General features: G+C 71.7%; 8 protein-coding genes and 1 pseudogene. 6 read left to right on the plus strand and 3 right to left on the minus strand.

Annotated features, from left to right (window positions below; genetic code table 11):
• Nucleotides 1-2: 2 nt before the first annotated feature.
• From ACOJUI_RS03225 to ACOJUI_RS03250, 6 genes are all read left to right on the plus strand, one after another.
• Nucleotides 3-506 carry a flavin reductase family protein gene (locus ACOJUI_RS03225; protein ID WP_422116669.1) on the plus strand — a complete coding sequence of 168 codons (504 nt, stop codon included), beginning with the start codon at nucleotides 3-5 and terminating at the stop codon, nucleotides 504-506.
• 64 nt (nucleotides 507-570) lie between these two features.
• Complete coding sequence (locus ACOJUI_RS03230) at nucleotides 571-1,518, plus strand: alpha/beta hydrolase (RefSeq protein ID WP_422116670.1); 948 nt, start codon at nucleotides 571-573, stop codon at nucleotides 1,516-1,518.
• Nucleotides 1,515-2,963, plus strand: a complete 1,449-nt coding sequence (locus ACOJUI_RS03235) for an alcohol acetyltransferase (protein WP_422116671.1) — start codon at nucleotides 1,515-1,517, stop codon at nucleotides 2,961-2,963. Before ACOJUI_RS03230 ends, ACOJUI_RS03235 begins: the two co-directional genes overlap by 4 nt.
• A complete protein-coding gene (locus ACOJUI_RS03240) occupies nucleotides 2,960-3,628 on the plus strand; it encodes a DUF6320 domain-containing protein (RefSeq protein ID WP_422116672.1) in 669 nt (222 codons plus the stop codon). The genes ACOJUI_RS03235 and ACOJUI_RS03240 overlap by 4 nt, the downstream gene beginning before the upstream one ends.
• A gap of 137 nt (nucleotides 3,629-3,765) precedes the next feature.
• Nucleotides 3,766-5,457, plus strand: a complete 1,692-nt coding sequence (locus ACOJUI_RS03245) for a hypothetical protein (protein WP_422116673.1) — start codon at nucleotides 3,766-3,768, stop codon at nucleotides 5,455-5,457.
• A 45-nt stretch (nucleotides 5,458-5,502) separates the two neighbouring features.
• The gene (locus ACOJUI_RS03250; RefSeq protein WP_422116674.1) at nucleotides 5,503-6,843 is read left to right on the plus strand and encodes a uracil-xanthine permease family protein; all 1,341 of its coding nucleotides are present in this window, start codon (nucleotides 5,503-5,505) and stop codon (nucleotides 6,841-6,843) included.
• 114 nt (nucleotides 6,844-6,957) lie between these two features.
• Here ACOJUI_RS03250 and ACOJUI_RS03255 read toward each other — a convergent pair whose 3' ends face one another.
• The 3 genes and pseudogenes from ACOJUI_RS03255 to pulA form a co-directional block, all read right to left on the minus strand.
• On the minus strand, nucleotides 6,958-7,986 hold the full coding sequence (locus tag ACOJUI_RS03255; RefSeq protein WP_422117604.1) for an ornithine cyclodeaminase: 1,029 nt from the start codon (nucleotides 7,984-7,986) through the stop codon (nucleotides 6,958-6,960).
• A gap of 141 nt (nucleotides 7,987-8,127) precedes the next feature.
• Nucleotides 8,128-9,654 (minus strand): annotated as a pseudogene (gene adh / locus ACOJUI_RS03260) (aldehyde dehydrogenase).
• A gap of 260 nt (nucleotides 9,655-9,914) precedes the next feature.
• Nucleotides 9,915-16,064 carry a pullulanase-type alpha-1,6-glucosidase gene (gene pulA / locus ACOJUI_RS03265; RefSeq protein ID WP_422116675.1) on the minus strand — a complete coding sequence of 2,050 codons (6,150 nt, stop codon included), beginning with the start codon at nucleotides 16,062-16,064 and terminating at the stop codon, nucleotides 9,915-9,917.
• Nucleotides 16,065-16,253: the final 189 nt, after the last annotated feature.

The following is a 16,253-nucleotide window of genomic DNA, read 5'->3' on the forward strand; positions in this document are numbered from 1 at the left end:
CCGTGCTCGAGCATCCCGCGGAGCCGGTGGACCAGGACGAGTACCGCCGGCTCAGCGACCTGCTGGCGGTCGGCGTCGCGGTGGTCAGCACCCGCTCCGGCGCGCACGACCTGGCGGTGACGGTGGACTCCTACCTCGACGTCTCCTACGACCCGCCCACCATGCTGGTCGCCCTGTACGGCATGTCCCGCGCCGCCGAGGCCGTCGAGGAGGCCGGGCACTTCTGCCTGAACCTGCTCAGCGCCCAGCAGCACCACCTGGCCGACCGCTTCGGCACCCCCGCCTCCCCGCTGCAGGGGATGCTCGGCGGCCTGACGGTGCGCCGCACCGCCGACGGTGACGCGATCCTGCCCGGGGTGCTCGCGCACTTCGCGATCCGCGTCGAGCAGGCCGTCGACGCCGCCACCCACCGGCTGCTGATCGGGCCGGTGGTGGGGATGGGCGGCGGGGAGGCCACGGCCGGTCCGGCCCTGCGCTTCGCCGGGGAGCGGCGCGAGCTGCGCTGAGGCGCGGGCCCGGTGTCTATCCTGGCCGCATGCCCCTGCTGTGCCGCGCTGTGGAATCGCGCCCGTGAACCCGCTGCGGAAGGCGCTGCTGCGCCTGCTCGCCGGCCCCCGCCTCAACGTGCGGGAGGACTACGAGCGCGTCCGCGTCCTGCAGCGCCAGCTGGCCGCGCTGCCCGCCCCCCGCTACCGCACCCCGGTCTGGGACACCTTCTCCGACGCGGACCACCAGCGGGTGCCGGTGCGGGTCTTCACCCCCAAGGAGCGGCGCCGGGACGACCTGCTGCTGTTCTTCCACGGCGGCGGCTGGGTCACCGGCGACATCGAGAGCTACACCCCGGCCTGCTCCACCATGGCCGACCTCACCGGCGCGCGGGTGGCCTCGGTCGACTACCGGCTCGCCCCGGAGCACCCCTTCCCGGCCGGTCTCGCCGACTGCTACGGGGCCGCCCGGCGCCTGCTCGAGGACCCCCGCCGCGCCGGCCTGGCGGACGCCGACCGGATCGTGCTGGTGGGGGACTCCGCCGGCGGGAACCTGGCCGCCGCCGTCTCCCTGCTGCTGCGCGAGAACGGCCACCGCGGCGCCGACCGGCAGATCCTGCTGTACCCGGTGACCTACTGGGACCACGACCCCGCCACCTCGCCCTTCCCCTCGGTGCGCCAGCACGGGGCCGACTACCGGTTGACCAGCACCGAGATCCAGGACTACTTCGAGATGTACGTCCCGGACCCCGAGGGCCGCAAGAACCGCCTGGCCTCCCCGCTGATGGCGGATGATCTCAGCGGCCAACCGGACACGCTGGTGGTCACCGCCGAGCTGGACCTGCTGCGGGACGAGGGCGAGGCCTACGGACAGGCGCTCGCCGCGGCCGGCAACCGGGCGCGGATCCACCGCGTCCCCGGTGCCCTGCACGGCATCATCACCCTGCCCCGGTTCGCCCGCCCGCTGCGTGAGCTGTACGAGGTGATCAACGAGTTCCTCGACGAGGGCGCGAGCGCGAAGGACGCGCCGTGAGCCGCCGGCACTGGGTGCGCCTGGACAACGCCTCCAACATCTTCCTGGCCGCTCGCAGCGAGGCGGACCCCAAGGTGTTCCGGATGAGCGCGGAGCTGGACCACGAGGTGGACCCCGCGCTGCTCCAGCAGGCGCTGGAGAGCACCTACGCCCGGTTCCCGCTCTACCACGCGGTGCTGCGCCGCGGCGTGTTCTGGTACTACCTGCAGGACAGCGACCTGCACCCGCAGGTGAGTGCGGAGACCGAGCCCACCTGCGCCCCGATCTACCAGGTCGACCGCCGCAACCTGCTGTTCCGGGTGCTGCACCACGAGCGGCGGATCAGCCTCGAGGTCTTCCACGCCCTCTCCGACGGCACCGGGGCGCTGTGGTTCCTCACCGACCTGGTCACCGCCTACACGCACCTGCGCTTCCCGCAGGAGTCGTGGGCGGACCAGGAGGGGGCGCGCACCGGCTCCTGGCAGCGGCCCGATCCGCCGCCCGCCGCCGTCGGCACCCACCCCGGGGCGGAGGCCGCCGAGGAGGTGCACGAGCTGACCACCGACTCCTTCGCGCACTACTTCCGCCGCCGCCGCGAGCCGTCGGCCGACCAGGAGGAGTTCAGCCGCGAGGCGGCGCCCGCGGTGCTCACCGTCGAGGAGGCCGACGAGGAGGACGAGGCCGGCGGCGAGGAGGTCCCCGAGCACCGCACCCCCCGGCGGCGGATCCACCGGGTGCGCGGCACCCGCACCCCCGACCGCCGTCCCCGGCTCATCGAGCTCACCATGCCCGCCACACCGGTGCTCGCGCTCGCGAAGGCGGAGGGCGTGGCCCTGACGATGTACCTCACCGCGCTGTTCTTCGAGGCGGTCCGCCGCTCCTCCGGCCCGCTGGGCGCGGCGCGAACCCTGTCGGCCTCGGTGCCGGTGAACCTGCGCCAATTCTTCCCCTCGACCTCCGCGCGGAACTTCTTCGCGACCATCCGGGTCGAGCACACCTTCGGGCCCGGCGACGACTCCCCGGGCGCGATCGCGCGCGCCCTGCAGGAGGCCTTCGCCGAGGAGGCCACGCCCGCGGCGCTCGAGCAGCGGCTGCGCCGGCTGCTCCGCCTCGAGCGCCTGCCGGTGGCCCGCATCGTGCCCCGACCCCTCAAGGACGTGCTGCTGAGGGTGATCAACCGGGTCAACAACCGGGGCCTGACCGTCGCGGTCTCCAACCTGGGGCGGGTGACGCTGCCCGAGCCCGCGCAGTCCCATGTGGGTCGGATGCTGTTCCACGTCACCGCGGTGCGGCCGCAGTTCTGCGCCATCTCCCACGCCGGGCTGCTGACCCTGAGCTTCACCTCGCCCTTCGTCGAGACGGACCATGTGCGCGAGTACGCGCGACTGCTCACCGAGGCCGGGGTCGAGGTCTCGGTCGCCGCGGCGCGGGTCACCGAGGAGGAGCTCGCGGAGGTGGGGGCATGACGCGCTGTGCGGCCTGCGCGGTCGACCTCGAGGGGCAGTGGCGGCGCTGCCCGCTGTGCGGCACGCCGGCCACCGGCGCCGAGGCGTCGCCCAGCCCCCTGCCCGCGATCGCGCTGCGCTTCTCCTGGCAGCGGGTGCTGAGGGCGCTGTTCCTGACCTCCCTGCTCGTGATCGGACTCTCGTTCCTGGCCCAGCTGCTGTTCCGGCCCGGCCCCGAGGGCATCGGCGTGCTGCGCACGGTGTGGCTGGGCATCGCCGCGCTCTGGCTGGTGGTGCTGATGGCGATCCGCAAGCGCCGCAACCTCGCCAAGTCGATCGTGTACCTCGTCATCCTGGCCGGAGCGGTCTGCGTCTACTGGGACTACCTCACCGGCTGGTCGGGCTGGGCGCTGACCTACGCGGTGCCCATCCTCTGCGCCGCCTCCGTGGTCGGACTGCTGGTGGTGGTGCGGATGGTGCGGATGGAGCTGGAGGACTACGTGGTCTACAGCGGGCTGACCGTGCTGCTGGGCCTGACCCCGATCGTGTTCCTCGCCCTGGGCTGGGTGGACACCCCGCTGCCCTCGGCGATCTGCGGGACCCTGAGCGCGACCGCGGTGGTGCTGCTGCTGACGGTGCGCGGCGCGGCGGTGCGCCATGAGCTGGCCAAGCGCCTGCACCTCTGAGGTCCCGCTGCGACCGGCCCCCGCTGAGACGCAGCCCGCAGGGGGCGGACCGGCGCGCCGGTCGGGACGGCGGCCCGGGCGTCCCTAAGATCGACCCGGAACGGTCAGACGACGGCGGACGGCAGGAGAGAAGGTCGATGGAGAGGGATCCTCGCGGCGACGGGAACCAGGACGCGGACTGGATCTTCGCCATCGACGATCCGCATTCCCTGCCCACCGACCGGCTGCCCAGCCGGGAGGAGTTCGACCGCTACGCGACCCCGCTGCTGGCCCGCCGCGAGGCCGCCCCGGTGCTGCCGGCCGAGCCGGACCAGGAGCGCGCCCCCGGCGTCGACCTCGAGGCCAGCACCGGCGCCATCCCCGTGATCGAGGGCGACGAGATCGACGACGCGGCGCCCGCCGGGACGGCTGCGCGCACCGTGTCCTACGCCCGCTCCGGCACCACCCCGAACGCGGAGGACGGCGAGATCCCGCTGAACGGCTTCGTGCTCCCGGAGCGCTTCCAGGAGCTGGGGCTGTTCGACGCCCTGCGCGACGTCCTCGCCCTGATCTGCCTGGCCACCGCCCTGACCACGACCTTCACCGTCGGCGACAACCCCGTGCTCGACCTGATCGGCAAGATCGCGATCGGCGTGGCGCTGGCCGGCCTGGTGCTCGTGCACCTGCTGCGCTGGGGCCTCGAGCAGCCCCCGCTGCCCGCCCTGCGCCTGCTGCGGGTGCTCGGCATGCTGCCCGCCCTGCTCGCCGCCGTCGGCGTGATCCTGACCGACCTGGTGCGCTCACTGCCGCTGCTGTTCGCCTCGCTGCCCGAGGGGCCGCCGGTCGGCATCGGGGTGGGGGTCTCGCTGCTGCTGCTGGGCGGGATCCTCGGCATCGAGCCGCGCGCCCACGAGGGCTACCTGCCCGCCGAGCCCGCCCGCCGCACCGCCCGGAAGGTGCTGGTGGGGGTGGGGATCGCCGCCGCGGCGGCGCTGCTGATCGCGCTGGTGATGATCGTGGGCCGGCTGTTCACCACCGGCTGGGCGTACTCGCTGATGACCTTCGCCCATACGGTCGTCTCCGCCCTGCTGCTGGCGATCGTGCTGGCCTCCGCCCTGCGCCGCGACCGCGCCTGGTACGTGTTCTCCACCGCCGCCGTGGCGGGACTGGTGATCGCCGCCCTCGCCGACAACACCCTCGGCCTGGCGTTCGCCGCCCCGCGCAGCTTCGCCACCGGCCACGTGTACCTGCCGTTCCTCGTCGCCGCCTTCGGGCTGATGATCTCCCGCTCCTTCGTGCGCAGCATGCCGCTGTCCTTCCGGCGCACCGACTGGCTGGTCTACTCGGTGCGGGCCTTCGAGTTCAGCGCGATCATGCACGCCGCCGCGGTGGCCTGGCACGTGATGGCCGCCCTCGCCGGCACCGCCGGCCAGGCCCCCGGCGGCCCCGTGCTGCACGGCATCGACGCGGTGGTGTGCCTCTGCTTCCTGGTGGTCTCACTGTTCGGCCGCACCGCCCTGATCTCGCGTCCCGCGGTCAGCGCCCGCGCCAGCGGCGTGGTCGCGGCCCTGGTGCTGGTGGTGGTCGGCTTCCTCGACGTCATCGTCAACTCCCTGGCCACCGGCGCCGGGGCCGGGCTGGTCACCGGCGGGGCCGCCCTGGCCCTCGGCATCGCGATCGCGCTCATGCTCACCGTGCCCGCCCCGGTGCGCGACGAGTTCGGCGCCCCCGACATCACCCGCATGTTCGCCGACTTCCGGGCCCGCGACGGCGGCAGCATCTCCCTGCTGGACCAGGTCCCCGACGTCACCGACCAGACCGCCCGCCGGAAGTCCTTCCCCGGCCGCTGACCCGTCGGCCCCGCACCACCCCCTCCTCACCCCCCTGGAGCCCCCATGTCCCGCTGGCAGCTGCACGGCGACGGCCGCACCATCGCCCCCGACGCGATCGTCCTGCCCGAGGAGCGCCTGTCCTGGCCGCTGACCATCGGCATCGGCGCCCAGCACGTGGTCGCCATGTTCGGCGCGACCTTCCTGGTGCCGCTGCTGACCGGCTTCCCGCCCTCGACCACGCTGCTGTTCTCCGGCATCGGCACCCTGCTGTTCCTGACGATCACCCGCAACCGGGTCCCCAGCTACCTGGGCTCCTCCTTCGCCTTCATCGCCCCCATCACCGCCTCCACCCAGGCCGACTCGATGGGCGCGGCCCTCGGCGGGGTGATGGTCACCGGCCTGCTGCTGGCCCTGCTGGGCCTGCTGGTCACCCGCATCGGCACCGGCTGGATCACCGCGGCGATGCCGCCGGTGGTGATGGGCTCGATCGTGGCGCTGATCGGCTTCAACCTCGCGCCCACCGCGTACGAGAACTTCGAGCAGTCCGCCGTCACCGCCACCATCACCCTGTTCGCGGTGGTGCTGTGCACCGCCCTGTTCAAGGGCCTGCTGGGCCGCATCTCGGTGCTGCTGGGCGTGCTGATCGGCTACCTCGTCGCGGTGGCCCGCGGCGAGGTGGACTTCACCCCGGTGGCGAAGGCGGCCTGGTTCGGCCTGCCCGAGTTCCACCACCCCGAGTTCAACTGGGCCCTGCTGCCGATGTTCCTGCCGGTGGTGGTGGTGCTGCTGGCCGAGAACGTCGGCCACGTGACCAGCGTGGGCCTGATGACCCGCCGCAACCTCGACCACATGGTGGGGCGCACCCTCGCCTCGGACGGCATCGCCACCGCCCTGTCGGCCGGCTTCGGCGGCTCCCCGACCACCACCTACGGCGAGAACATCGGTGTCATGAGCGCCACCCGGGTCTACTCGACCGCCGCCTACTGGGTGGCCGGCATCGTCGCGATCGGGCTGTCGCTGTCCCCGAAGGTCGGGGCCGCCATCTTCACCATCCCCCCCGGGGTGCTGGGCGGGGTCACCTTCGTCCTGTACGGCCTGATCGGCATCGTCGGCGTGCGCATGTGGGTCGACGGGCAGGTCGACTTCTCCCGCCCCAAGAACCAGTTCACCGCGGGCGTCGCCCTGGTGGTCGGCATCGCCAACGTCACCTGGACCTTCGAGGGCATCCAGCTCACCGGCATCGCCCTGGGCACCCTCGCGGCGCTGGTCATCTACCACCTGATGAACCAGCTGGGCCGCCTCACCGGCACCGAGCCGGCCACGGCCGCTCCCGCGGAGGTCGCCCCCGCCGCAGTGCCCGGCACCGGGACCACCACTCCCGGTGCCGCCGCTTCCTCCGAATAGGGTCGGATTCCGTTCCACTGTCGGTCGATCCTGGAACGGAATCACACCCTCCTGCCCGCCGGTCGGCCCAGCCCGGGCCGGCCGGGCCGAAGCGGACCAGCCCGGACCCAGCGCTCAGCCCGCCGGCGCGGGCGAGGTGACCAGGGAGAACAGGTCCTTCGGGTCGTCGGGGTCGGCGATCATGTCGATCCAGCCGAGCAGCTCGGAGCCCGCGCTCGCGTCCTGGGCGTAGCGCAGGGCGGAGAAGTCCGAGAGGGCGAAGCCCACCGAGTCGAAGACGGTGATCTCCTCGTCGGAGGTCCGCCCTGCCGCCTCGCCGGAGACCACCTGCCACAGCTCGGTGACCTCGAAGTCCGGCGGGAGCTGCTGGATCTCGCCATCGTTCCGGGTCTGCGGCTCGAACTCGACGATCACCCGGGCATGTTCGAGGATCCGCGGATCGAGCTCGGTCTTGCCGGGGCAGTCGCCGCCGATGGCGTTCAGATGCATGCCCGGCCGCACCTGGTCGCGGTGGAGCGCGGCATTGCGGGCCTTGTCGGCGGTGCAGGTGGTGACCATGTCCGCGCCCTCGACGGCCTCGTCGGCCGACTCGGCCAGAAGGACCCGGAAGCCCAGCGGCTCGAGATTGCGGCGCACCTTCTCCACCGCGGCGGCGTCCACGTCGAACACCTGCAGCTCCTCCAGGCCCAGCACCGCCCGGGCGGCCAGGGCCTGGAACTCGGCCTGCGAGCCGGCCCCGATCAGCGCGTGCACACGGGCGTCGGAGCGGGCGAGCTCGCGCGCCGCGAGGGCGGACTGCGCGGCGGTGCGCAGGGCCGTCAGCAGCGTCATCTCCGAGAAGAACACCGGGTACCCGTTGTCCACGTCCGCGAGCATGCCGAAGGCGGTGACGGTCTGCAGACCGCGGGCCGGGTTCAGGGGATGACCGTTGACATACTTGAACGAGTACAGCGAGGAGTCGGTGATGGGCATCAGCTCGATCACCCCGAACCGGGTATGGCTGGCGATGCGGGGGATCTTCTCGAACGACTGCCATCGCCGCAGGTCGTCCTCGAGGTAGTGGACCATGCCGGTGAGGATGTTCTCGGCGCCGTCGCGCTGGATCCATCGGCTCATCCCGGCCACGTCGAGCAGGTGGGGCATCGTCGTCATCTCCCGTCGGTGGGCGCGTCGTCGCGCAGGGGTCGAGGAGTGCTCTGAGGTCCAGGATAGCCGCCGACGACGGTCGACGGGCGGGACGAGCGGCTTCTCGCCGCCGGTCCCGCCCGCCGGGTCAGGGCCGGCTCAGAAGAAGCCGAGCTTGCTCTCCGAGTAGCTGACCAGGAGGTTCTTGGTCTGCTGGTAGTGGTCGAGCATCATCAGGTGGTTCTCACGGCCGATCCCGGAGGACTTGTACCCGCCGAACGCGGAGTGCGCCGGGTAGGAGTGGTAGTTGTTCACCCAGACCCGCCCGGCCTGGATGGCCCGGCCGGCGCGGTAGATGATGTTCTGCTGCCGGCTCCACACGCCCGAGCCGAGGCCGTAGAGGGTGTCGTTGGCGATGGAGATCGCCTGGTCGTAGTCGCTGAAGCGGGTCAGGGCGAGCACCGGCCCGAAGATCTCCTCCTGGAAGATGCGCATCGAGTTGTCGCCCTCGAACACCGTCGGCGTCACGTAGTAGCCGCCGGAGAGGTGCCCGCCGAGGTCGGCGCGACCGCCGCCGGTGAGGCGCTTGGCGCCCTCCTGCTTCCCGATGTCGATGTAGGACAGGATCTTCTCGAGCTGGTCGTTGCTGGCCTGGGCGCCGATCATGGTGTCGGTGTCCAGCGGATCGCCCTGCTTCGTGGCCTCGACCCGCTTCAGGCCGTCGGCGACGAAGGAGTCGAAGATGCTCTCCTGCACCAGGGCGCGCGAGGGGCAGGTGCACACCTCGCCCTGGTTCAGGGAGAACATCGCGAAGCCCTCGAGGGCCTTGTCGTAGTAGGCGTCGTCGGTGCGGGTGGCGACGTCCTCGAAGAAGATGTTCGGGCTCTTGCCGCCCAGCTCGAGGGTCACCGGGATCAGGTTCTGCGAGGCGTACTGCATGATCAGGCGCCCGGTGGTGGTCTCGCCGGTGAAGGCGATCTTCGCGATCCGACGGTTCGAGGCCAGCGGCTTACCGGCCTCGACGCCGAAGCCGTTGACGATGTTCAGCACACCGTCCGGCAGCAGATCGCCGATCAGCTCCGCGAGCACCAGGATCGAGGCGGGGGTCTGCTCGGCGGGCTTGAGCACCACGGCGTTCCCGGCCGCGAGCGCCGGGGCGAGCTTCCAGATGGCCATCAGGATCGGGAAGTTCCACGGGATGATCTGGCCGACCACACCCAAGGGCTCATGGAAGTGGTATGCGACGGTGTCGTCGTCGATCTGCGAGAGCGACCCCTCCTGCGCGCGGATGGCGCCGGCGAAGTAGCGGAAGTGGTCCACCGCCAGCGGCAGGTCCGCGTTCAGTCATTCGCGGATCGGCTTGCCGTTGTCCCAGGTCTCGGCGACGGCGAGGAGCTCGAGATTCTCCTCGATGCGATCGGCGATCCTGTTGAGGATCACCGCACGCTCAGCGACCGACGTCTTCCCCCAGGCGGGAGCCGCGGCATGGGCGGCGTCCAGCGCCAGCTCGATGTCCTCGGCGGTGGAGCGGGCCACCTCGGTGAACACCTCGCCGGTCACCGGCGTGGGGTTCTCGAAGTACTCGCCCTTGACGGGCGGCACCCACTGGCCGCCGATGAAGTTCTCGTAGCGCGGCGTGAACGTGACCTTCGAGCCCTCGGTTCCCGGACGTGCGTAGACAGTCATGGAGTTCCCTTCGATGCGATCAAGGACGTCCGCGTCGTCGCCGGACGCCTCTGAAACGGTTCCGACGACGTCGTCGGATCTGCCTACTGTAAGCCGGATCACCTCGTACGGGCGGCGTATCGCCAGCTGCCGCCGCCCCCGCCGCTCCTCCCCGCCCGAGGGCGCCTCGGCCACCGGATCGGGTCAGGTTCTGTTCCAGAATCGACCGAATCTGGAACAGAACCTGACCCGATCCGGGGCGGGCGGGGCGCGGACGCCGATCAGCCGCGGCGGCGAGCCCGGGCGATCAGGACAATGCCGAGGCCGAGCGCCACGGCGGCGGCCAGGGCCCAGGGCAGGATCTCGGCGCCGGTGCGGGCGAGGGGCCCGCGGGAGCTGTCGGTGCTTGAGGTGCTGCCGTCACCCGGGGCACCGCCTGCATCCGGCTTCACGCCGTCGTCCGGCTCGTCCCCGTCACCCGGCTGATCCCCGTCGCCGGGCTGATCACCGTCACCCGGCTGATCCCCGTCGCCGGGCTGATCACCGTCACCCGGATCCCCGCCGTCGCCCGGATCCCCGCCGTCGCCCGGCTGATCTCCGTCACCCGGTCCCTCGCCCTCGTCACCACCATCGGGCTCCTGCCCGCTGCCGGCCTGCGGGGCGACGAACACCGCGACGGTGTGCGCCGGAATCGTGACGGCACCGGTCCGGGCATCCCAGCTCGCGCCCTTGACCACCTCGTCGGCGCCGCCGGCCTGCACCTCGTGCAGCTGATAGTCGAGCCCTGCCATGCCCTCGATCTCCTCGGTGATCGGGGCGCCGGAGGCGTTGAACACGGTCACCAGACCATCGAGCGCGGGGTCCGCGTCGGAGCCCACGGTGTCGTCGATGCGCATCACCAGCAGGCCGGGGGTGGCCTCGGGACCTGCGTTGGGGAAGGTCACCTTCTGCCGGATCAGCTCCGCGTCGCCGAGGGTGATCAGCGGCGTGGAGGAGCGCATCCGCAGCAGGTCAAGCGTGACGTCGCTGCTCAGCGCGATGTCCTCCGGCGTCGGCGTCTTCGCCGGGTCCTCGAGCATCGGCGTCATCAGCTCCCAGGCCTCACCGTTCTTCTCCTCCGGGGGCAGTCCGTTGCCGAAGCCGTTGTCCTGCTCGGTCCAGTCGATGACGTTGAAGTGGTCGCCGGAGTCATAGCTGTCGCGATCCATCGACTTCGAGCGCAGCAGATCGGTGCCGCCGGCCCAGAACGAGGGCGACTGGCCCAGCGTCACCGTGGCCAGGGACAGCGTGTTCATCCGCACCCGCACGTCGAGCGGAGTGTCCTGCGGCAGCTTCCACACGCCCAGGTCGTACAGCGCCTCGTTGTCGTGGGCGTCGACGTAGTTCACGGTCTCCTCGGGGCGGGTGGCGTACCCGGCCGGGGCCCCGTTGTAGTCCAGCTCGTCACCGCGCACGACCTCGCCGGTGGAACCGGTCAGCTCGTAGTCGGCGAGGTTGCCGGCCATCCCGATCCGGATCAGGTCGGTGCGGTGGCGCAGGTCGGTGAGCTGCTCCTGCTCGCCGACCTCCGCATGGCCGTTGGGCATCGTGAACTGGCCGGTGCCGAAGCCCTGCACGGTGCGCTTGTCGGTGTCGAAGGGGCTGCCGCCGTGGACGGCGTCCCGCAGCCGGTCGTTGAAGGTGCCGATCGAGGTGCCGCCCAGCTGCCCCTGTGTGGCCTGCGTGAAGCGAGCATTGCCGGCGATCTCGCCGAAGTCCCACCCCTCGCCGTAGAGGTAGATGCCGGCGCCATCGATGCCGTCGGCCTCGAGGGTCAGCTGATCGAGCGCCTCGCGGACGGCGAGCATGTTGTCGGCGCTGTGGTGGCCCATCAGGTCGAAGCGGAACCCGTCCACCCCGTACTCGCGCGCCCACGCCACGGTCGAGTCCACCATGAGCTTCTCGCCCATCGCGTGCTCGGTGGCGATGTTCGAGCAGCACGAGGAGGTCTCCACCGTCCCCTCGAGGCTGAGGCGGTGGTAGTAGCCGGGCACGATCCGGTCCAGGACGGACGTGTCGGCCTGGCCGTGCGCGGCGGTGTGGTTGTACACCTGGTCGAGCACCACCTGCAGGCCCATCGCGTGCAGCTCGCCCACCATGGAGCGGAACTCGCGGGTGCGCTCACCGCCCACCTGGTGGCCGTCGGTCGCATAGGAGCCCTCGGGGCTCATGAAGTGCAGCGGGTCGTACCCCCAGTTATAGGGGTCCTGATCGGCGACCGCGGTCACCGCGGCCTGCTGCTCGGCCGACGACGGTCCCGCCCCGGCGGGGATCTGCGGCTGCTGCTGCGCGGCGCGGCCCTCCTCGATCGTGGCGATGTCGAAGGTGGGCAGCAGGTGCACGGTGGTCACGCCCGCCTCGGCGAGCTCCACCAGGCGCGCCGAGCCGGTCGAATCCGGATGGCCGAAGGCCGCGTAGCTGCCGCGCAGCTCCTCGGGCAGCGCCTCGTCGCCGGCGGAGAAGTCCCGCAGGTGCAGCTCGTAGATGGTCTGGTCGGCGAACTGCGCGACGGTGGGGGCGGGGGTGTCGGTCCAGATCTCCGGGGCCCAGCGCGGATCGGCGAGGTCCATCAGCACCGAGTGCTGCGAGTTCAGGGTCAGCCCCACCGAGTACGGGTCGGTGACGGTGTTGGTGACGACCTCGCCGAGCTCGGGCACGAACACCTCGACGGCGTAGGTGAACGCCTGGTCGGTCCAGTCGGCCTCGCCGCGGGCGGTCCATACGCCGCCCGGGCCGCGCTCCATCGCCACCTCGGTCGCGGCGGCGCGGGCGGCCGACGGGTCACCCGCGTCCGCGGCCGGGCCGTGCAGCTGCACGGTCACGCTCTTCGCGGTCGGTGCCCACAGCGACAGCGTCGGCGTCCCGTCCTCGAAGCTCACTCCGAGCTGCTGGGAGGCGGCCTCGTCGGCGTAGAGGTCATCGAGCACCCCGGGGATCTGCAGCCCGGTGAGGACCTCGAGCCCGTCGGGCCCGTACTGCGCCAGCGCCAGCTCCCCGCGCAGCGCCTCCTCGAGCGCCGCCCGGTCCACGGTCGGCAGCTCGAGGGCCAGGAAGTCCTCGAGGTGCCCGCGGCCGGCGAGCTCGGCCTCGTCCAGGCCGCCCGCGCGCAGGGTCAGCTGCCCGAGGCTCTCGCCGCCGGTGACGGCGCCGTCCCGGGTCGCGAGCCCGCCCTCGGGGGCGCTGACGAGCTCCCAGCGGGTCTCTGCTCCCGCCGTGACCAGGTTCGTCGGCCAGGCGATCGTGCCCGCGTCCACGAAGTGGCCCAGCTGCCTGCCGGAGCCCGCGGTCAGCGGATCGGAGGCCTCGATGGTCAGCTGGTGGGTGGCCAGCTCGTAGGTGAAGGTCACGATCTCGCCGTCCTCGGTGGAGAAGGAATAGTTGCCGCCATCGAGCTCGCCGCCGACGCCGTAGTTCTCGTCCCAGGTTCCGCCATGAGCGACCTTGACCTCGTAGGACCCGCGGGGGAGCGCGTCGGTGGAGAAGGTGGACACGCCGTCGCCGTCGGGATCCTGCAGCCAGCTGCGCATGCAGGAGGGCATCCAGTCCTGCGGGCAGCCGAGCGCGGCGTTGAACGAGCCGGGAAGGGTGAGGAAGGGGCCGTCGGCGCTGGACTGCACGACGTGGGTGGTGGGGTCGTACCAGAAGGTGATCGGCCCGCCCTGATGGGAGTAGGTGATGTCCTCACCGCCGGGCACCCCGCCTGCGCCGTAGTTCTCCTCCCAGCTGCCGCCGACGGCGACCTTGAACGCGTACTCGCCGGCCGGGAGGTCGAAGGTGCCGGTGAACATCCCGGAGTCGGCGTCCAGGGTGAGCTGGGCAACCGCGCAGTCCGGCTGCCAGTCGCCGGTGCAGCCCATGGCGGCGTTGTGCGAGCCGGGCAGGGTCACCGAGTCCTCGCCGATCTCTCCGGCGCCCTCGTCGCCGCCCGCGGCCGAGAGGTCCGCGCCGACGACGGCGGTGGTCGAGTCGGCGACCCGGTTCCCCTCGGCGTCGGTGGAGACGGCGCGGTATTCGATCAGGGTGCCGGCCGGCAGGCCGGTGACGTCGTGGAACACGCGCGGGGTGTCGTCCTCGGCGGCGCCCAGCGGATGCCAGGCGACCTCACCGGCGAGGCGATAGCTGAAGGCGGTCTCCGCCCAGCGGTCCGCAGTGATGGTTGCGGAGATCGGGGCGCGACCCTCGACCTTGCCGCCGTCGGCCGGGGCCAGGGAGACCTCCTGCGCGTCGCCGGCGCCCGCGACCGGGCCGTCGGCCACCAGCACCACGGCGCCCAGGGAGGGCACGGTGACCTCGACGGTCCCGTCGGCCGCGGCGGTCACCGGGGCGTGGTCGCCCAGCAGTGACGTGAACGTCGCGCCCGGGGTGAGCGCGGTGAGGGAGAGGGTGCGCTCCTGTCCGGCGTTGTTCAGCGCCACCAGATGCTCGACCTTCTGCTCGCGGTCCACCCGGGAGAAGGCGTACACGCCGGGGCCGTCGTCGGCGTGCAGCTCGATCTGGGCGCCTATGGCCAGCGCCGGGGTCGAGTTCCGCAGCGTCGCCAGCTCACTGATCAGCGGGTACAGCGGGGCATCGGTCGAGAAATGCTCGCCGCTGCCGTAGGGGCTGCCGTCGATCAGGGTGTCGTCGAGGTAGGACGGCACCTGGCTCGCGAACAGCGACTGGCGGGAACCCTTGTCGGCTCCGTCGCCCACGAAGCCCTGCTCGTCGCCGTAGTAGATCACCGGCTGGCCGCGGGTGAGCAGCAACGTGGTGTGCGCGAAGGCGGTGCGCTGCTCGAGCCGGTCGGAGTCCTGCAGCAGGTAGCCGATGCGTCCCATGTCGTGGTTGCCCACGAAGGTGGGGAGGTCCGCGGCCGAGGACTCCGCGGTGGTGTACAGGTCGTCGGCCGCGAACAGCCCGGCCATGCCCTGCGCGGTGAAGCCCTTGGACCAGTTCGTCGCGGCGGACTGGAAGGCGAAGTCGAGCACCGAGTCCATATCGGTCTCGCGCACGTAGGGGGACAGCAGTGCGGCGTCGGCGTCGTACACCTCGCCGAAGGTGAAGAACTCCTCGCCGGCGGGGGTCGCGCCCTGGTGCTCGACCAGCGTGCGCGTGAAGGACTCCCAGAAGGCGCGGTCCACATGCTTGGCGGTGTCGATGCGGAACCCGTCGATCCCGAAGTCCATCCAGGCGGTGTAGATGCCCTCCATCGCGGCGAGCACCCGCGGGTCCTCGGTCATGAGGTCGTCCAGACCGTCGAAGTCGCCGAAGGTGACCGACTCGCCCTCCCACGTCGAGTTGCCGCGGTTGTGGTACATCGTGACGTCGTTGAGCTCCGCAGGCACCATCGTGGGCTGGTCCTCGCCGCGCACCGGGGTCAACGGGAACGAGGTCGCCGGATCGAACGCGGGGAAGTCGGGGGACTGGGCGGCCGCGGTCACGTCCACCGGGTTCCCCTCGGCGTCGAGGTAGGGGCTGCTCGCCTGGTCGACGTAGCCGTACTCGCCCTCCTGGTAGTCGATGAGGTCCGCCGTGTGGTTGGTGATGATGTCGAAGTAGACCTTGATCCCCCGCGAGTGGGCGTCCTCGATGAGCGCTTTCAGCTCCTCGTTGGTGCCCAGATGCGGGTCGATGGTGGTGAAGTCGGTGATCCAGTAGCCGTGGTAGCCGGCGCTCGCGTCCGCGCCCTCACCCTGGACCGGGTTGTTGGTGAAGGACGGGGTCAGCCAGATCGAGGTCATCCCCAGGCCCTCGATGTAGTCGAGCTGCTGGTGCAGGCCCGCGATGTCGCCGCCCTGGTAGAAGCCCTTGTCGGTGGGGTCGAAACCATGGTCGAGGCGGTCGCCCTCGATGCTGCCGGTGTCGTTGCCGGTATCGCCGTTGGCGAACCGGTCGGTGAGCACGAAGTAGAAGGTCTGGCCGCCGCCGGGGTGGCGGTAGGGGGCCTGTGCCAGCTGCGCGTCCTCCGGCGAGTACTCCCCGCCCTGGTCCGCGAGCGCCACCGACAGCCGCGAGGTCTCCGTCTCGAAGCGGAAGGTCACGCGGGTGGGGGCGGCGACAGCCAGCGGGATGTTCTGCTCGCCGCCGTCGAGCCCGTACGCCTCGTCCCAACCGCCGCCGATCGCCGCCTTGACCTCCCACTGCCCGGCGGGGATCTCGAGCGTGGACTCCCACTGCCCGGCGACGCCGGTGGGCGCGAGGGCGGTGGCCTCGCAGTCCGGGACCCAGTCGCCGGCGCAGCCCAGCTCGTCCTGCAGGGACCCCACCAGCACCGGTTGGCCCGGGCCGACGGCATGCACCAGCGGCGCGGTGCCGAGAAGCGCCATCGTGGCCATCACCAGGGCGGTGAGCGCCGCGAGCACGCGGGTCGGCGCGAGCGGACGGGTGGGGCGTGAAGACTGCGGGACCGACATGCGGGGACTCCTCTGTCCGAGGGTGCCGGCCCGGGCCGACGGGGGAGGGGCGCGAAGACTTGCAAGAACGCCTGGCGGCTGCAAGAAGGACTCCGGTGACGGGCCGCTGCTTCGCGGCGCCGCGCCGTCTTGACCCTACGGCCTGGGCATGGAGGTCTCAACCGGTTCGAGCGAACCTGCAAGAAGTTT

This window comes from Brachybacterium sp. UNK5269 (assembly GCF_049266655.1).
Lineage (GTDB): Bacteria > Actinomycetota > Actinomycetes > Actinomycetales > Dermabacteraceae > Brachybacterium.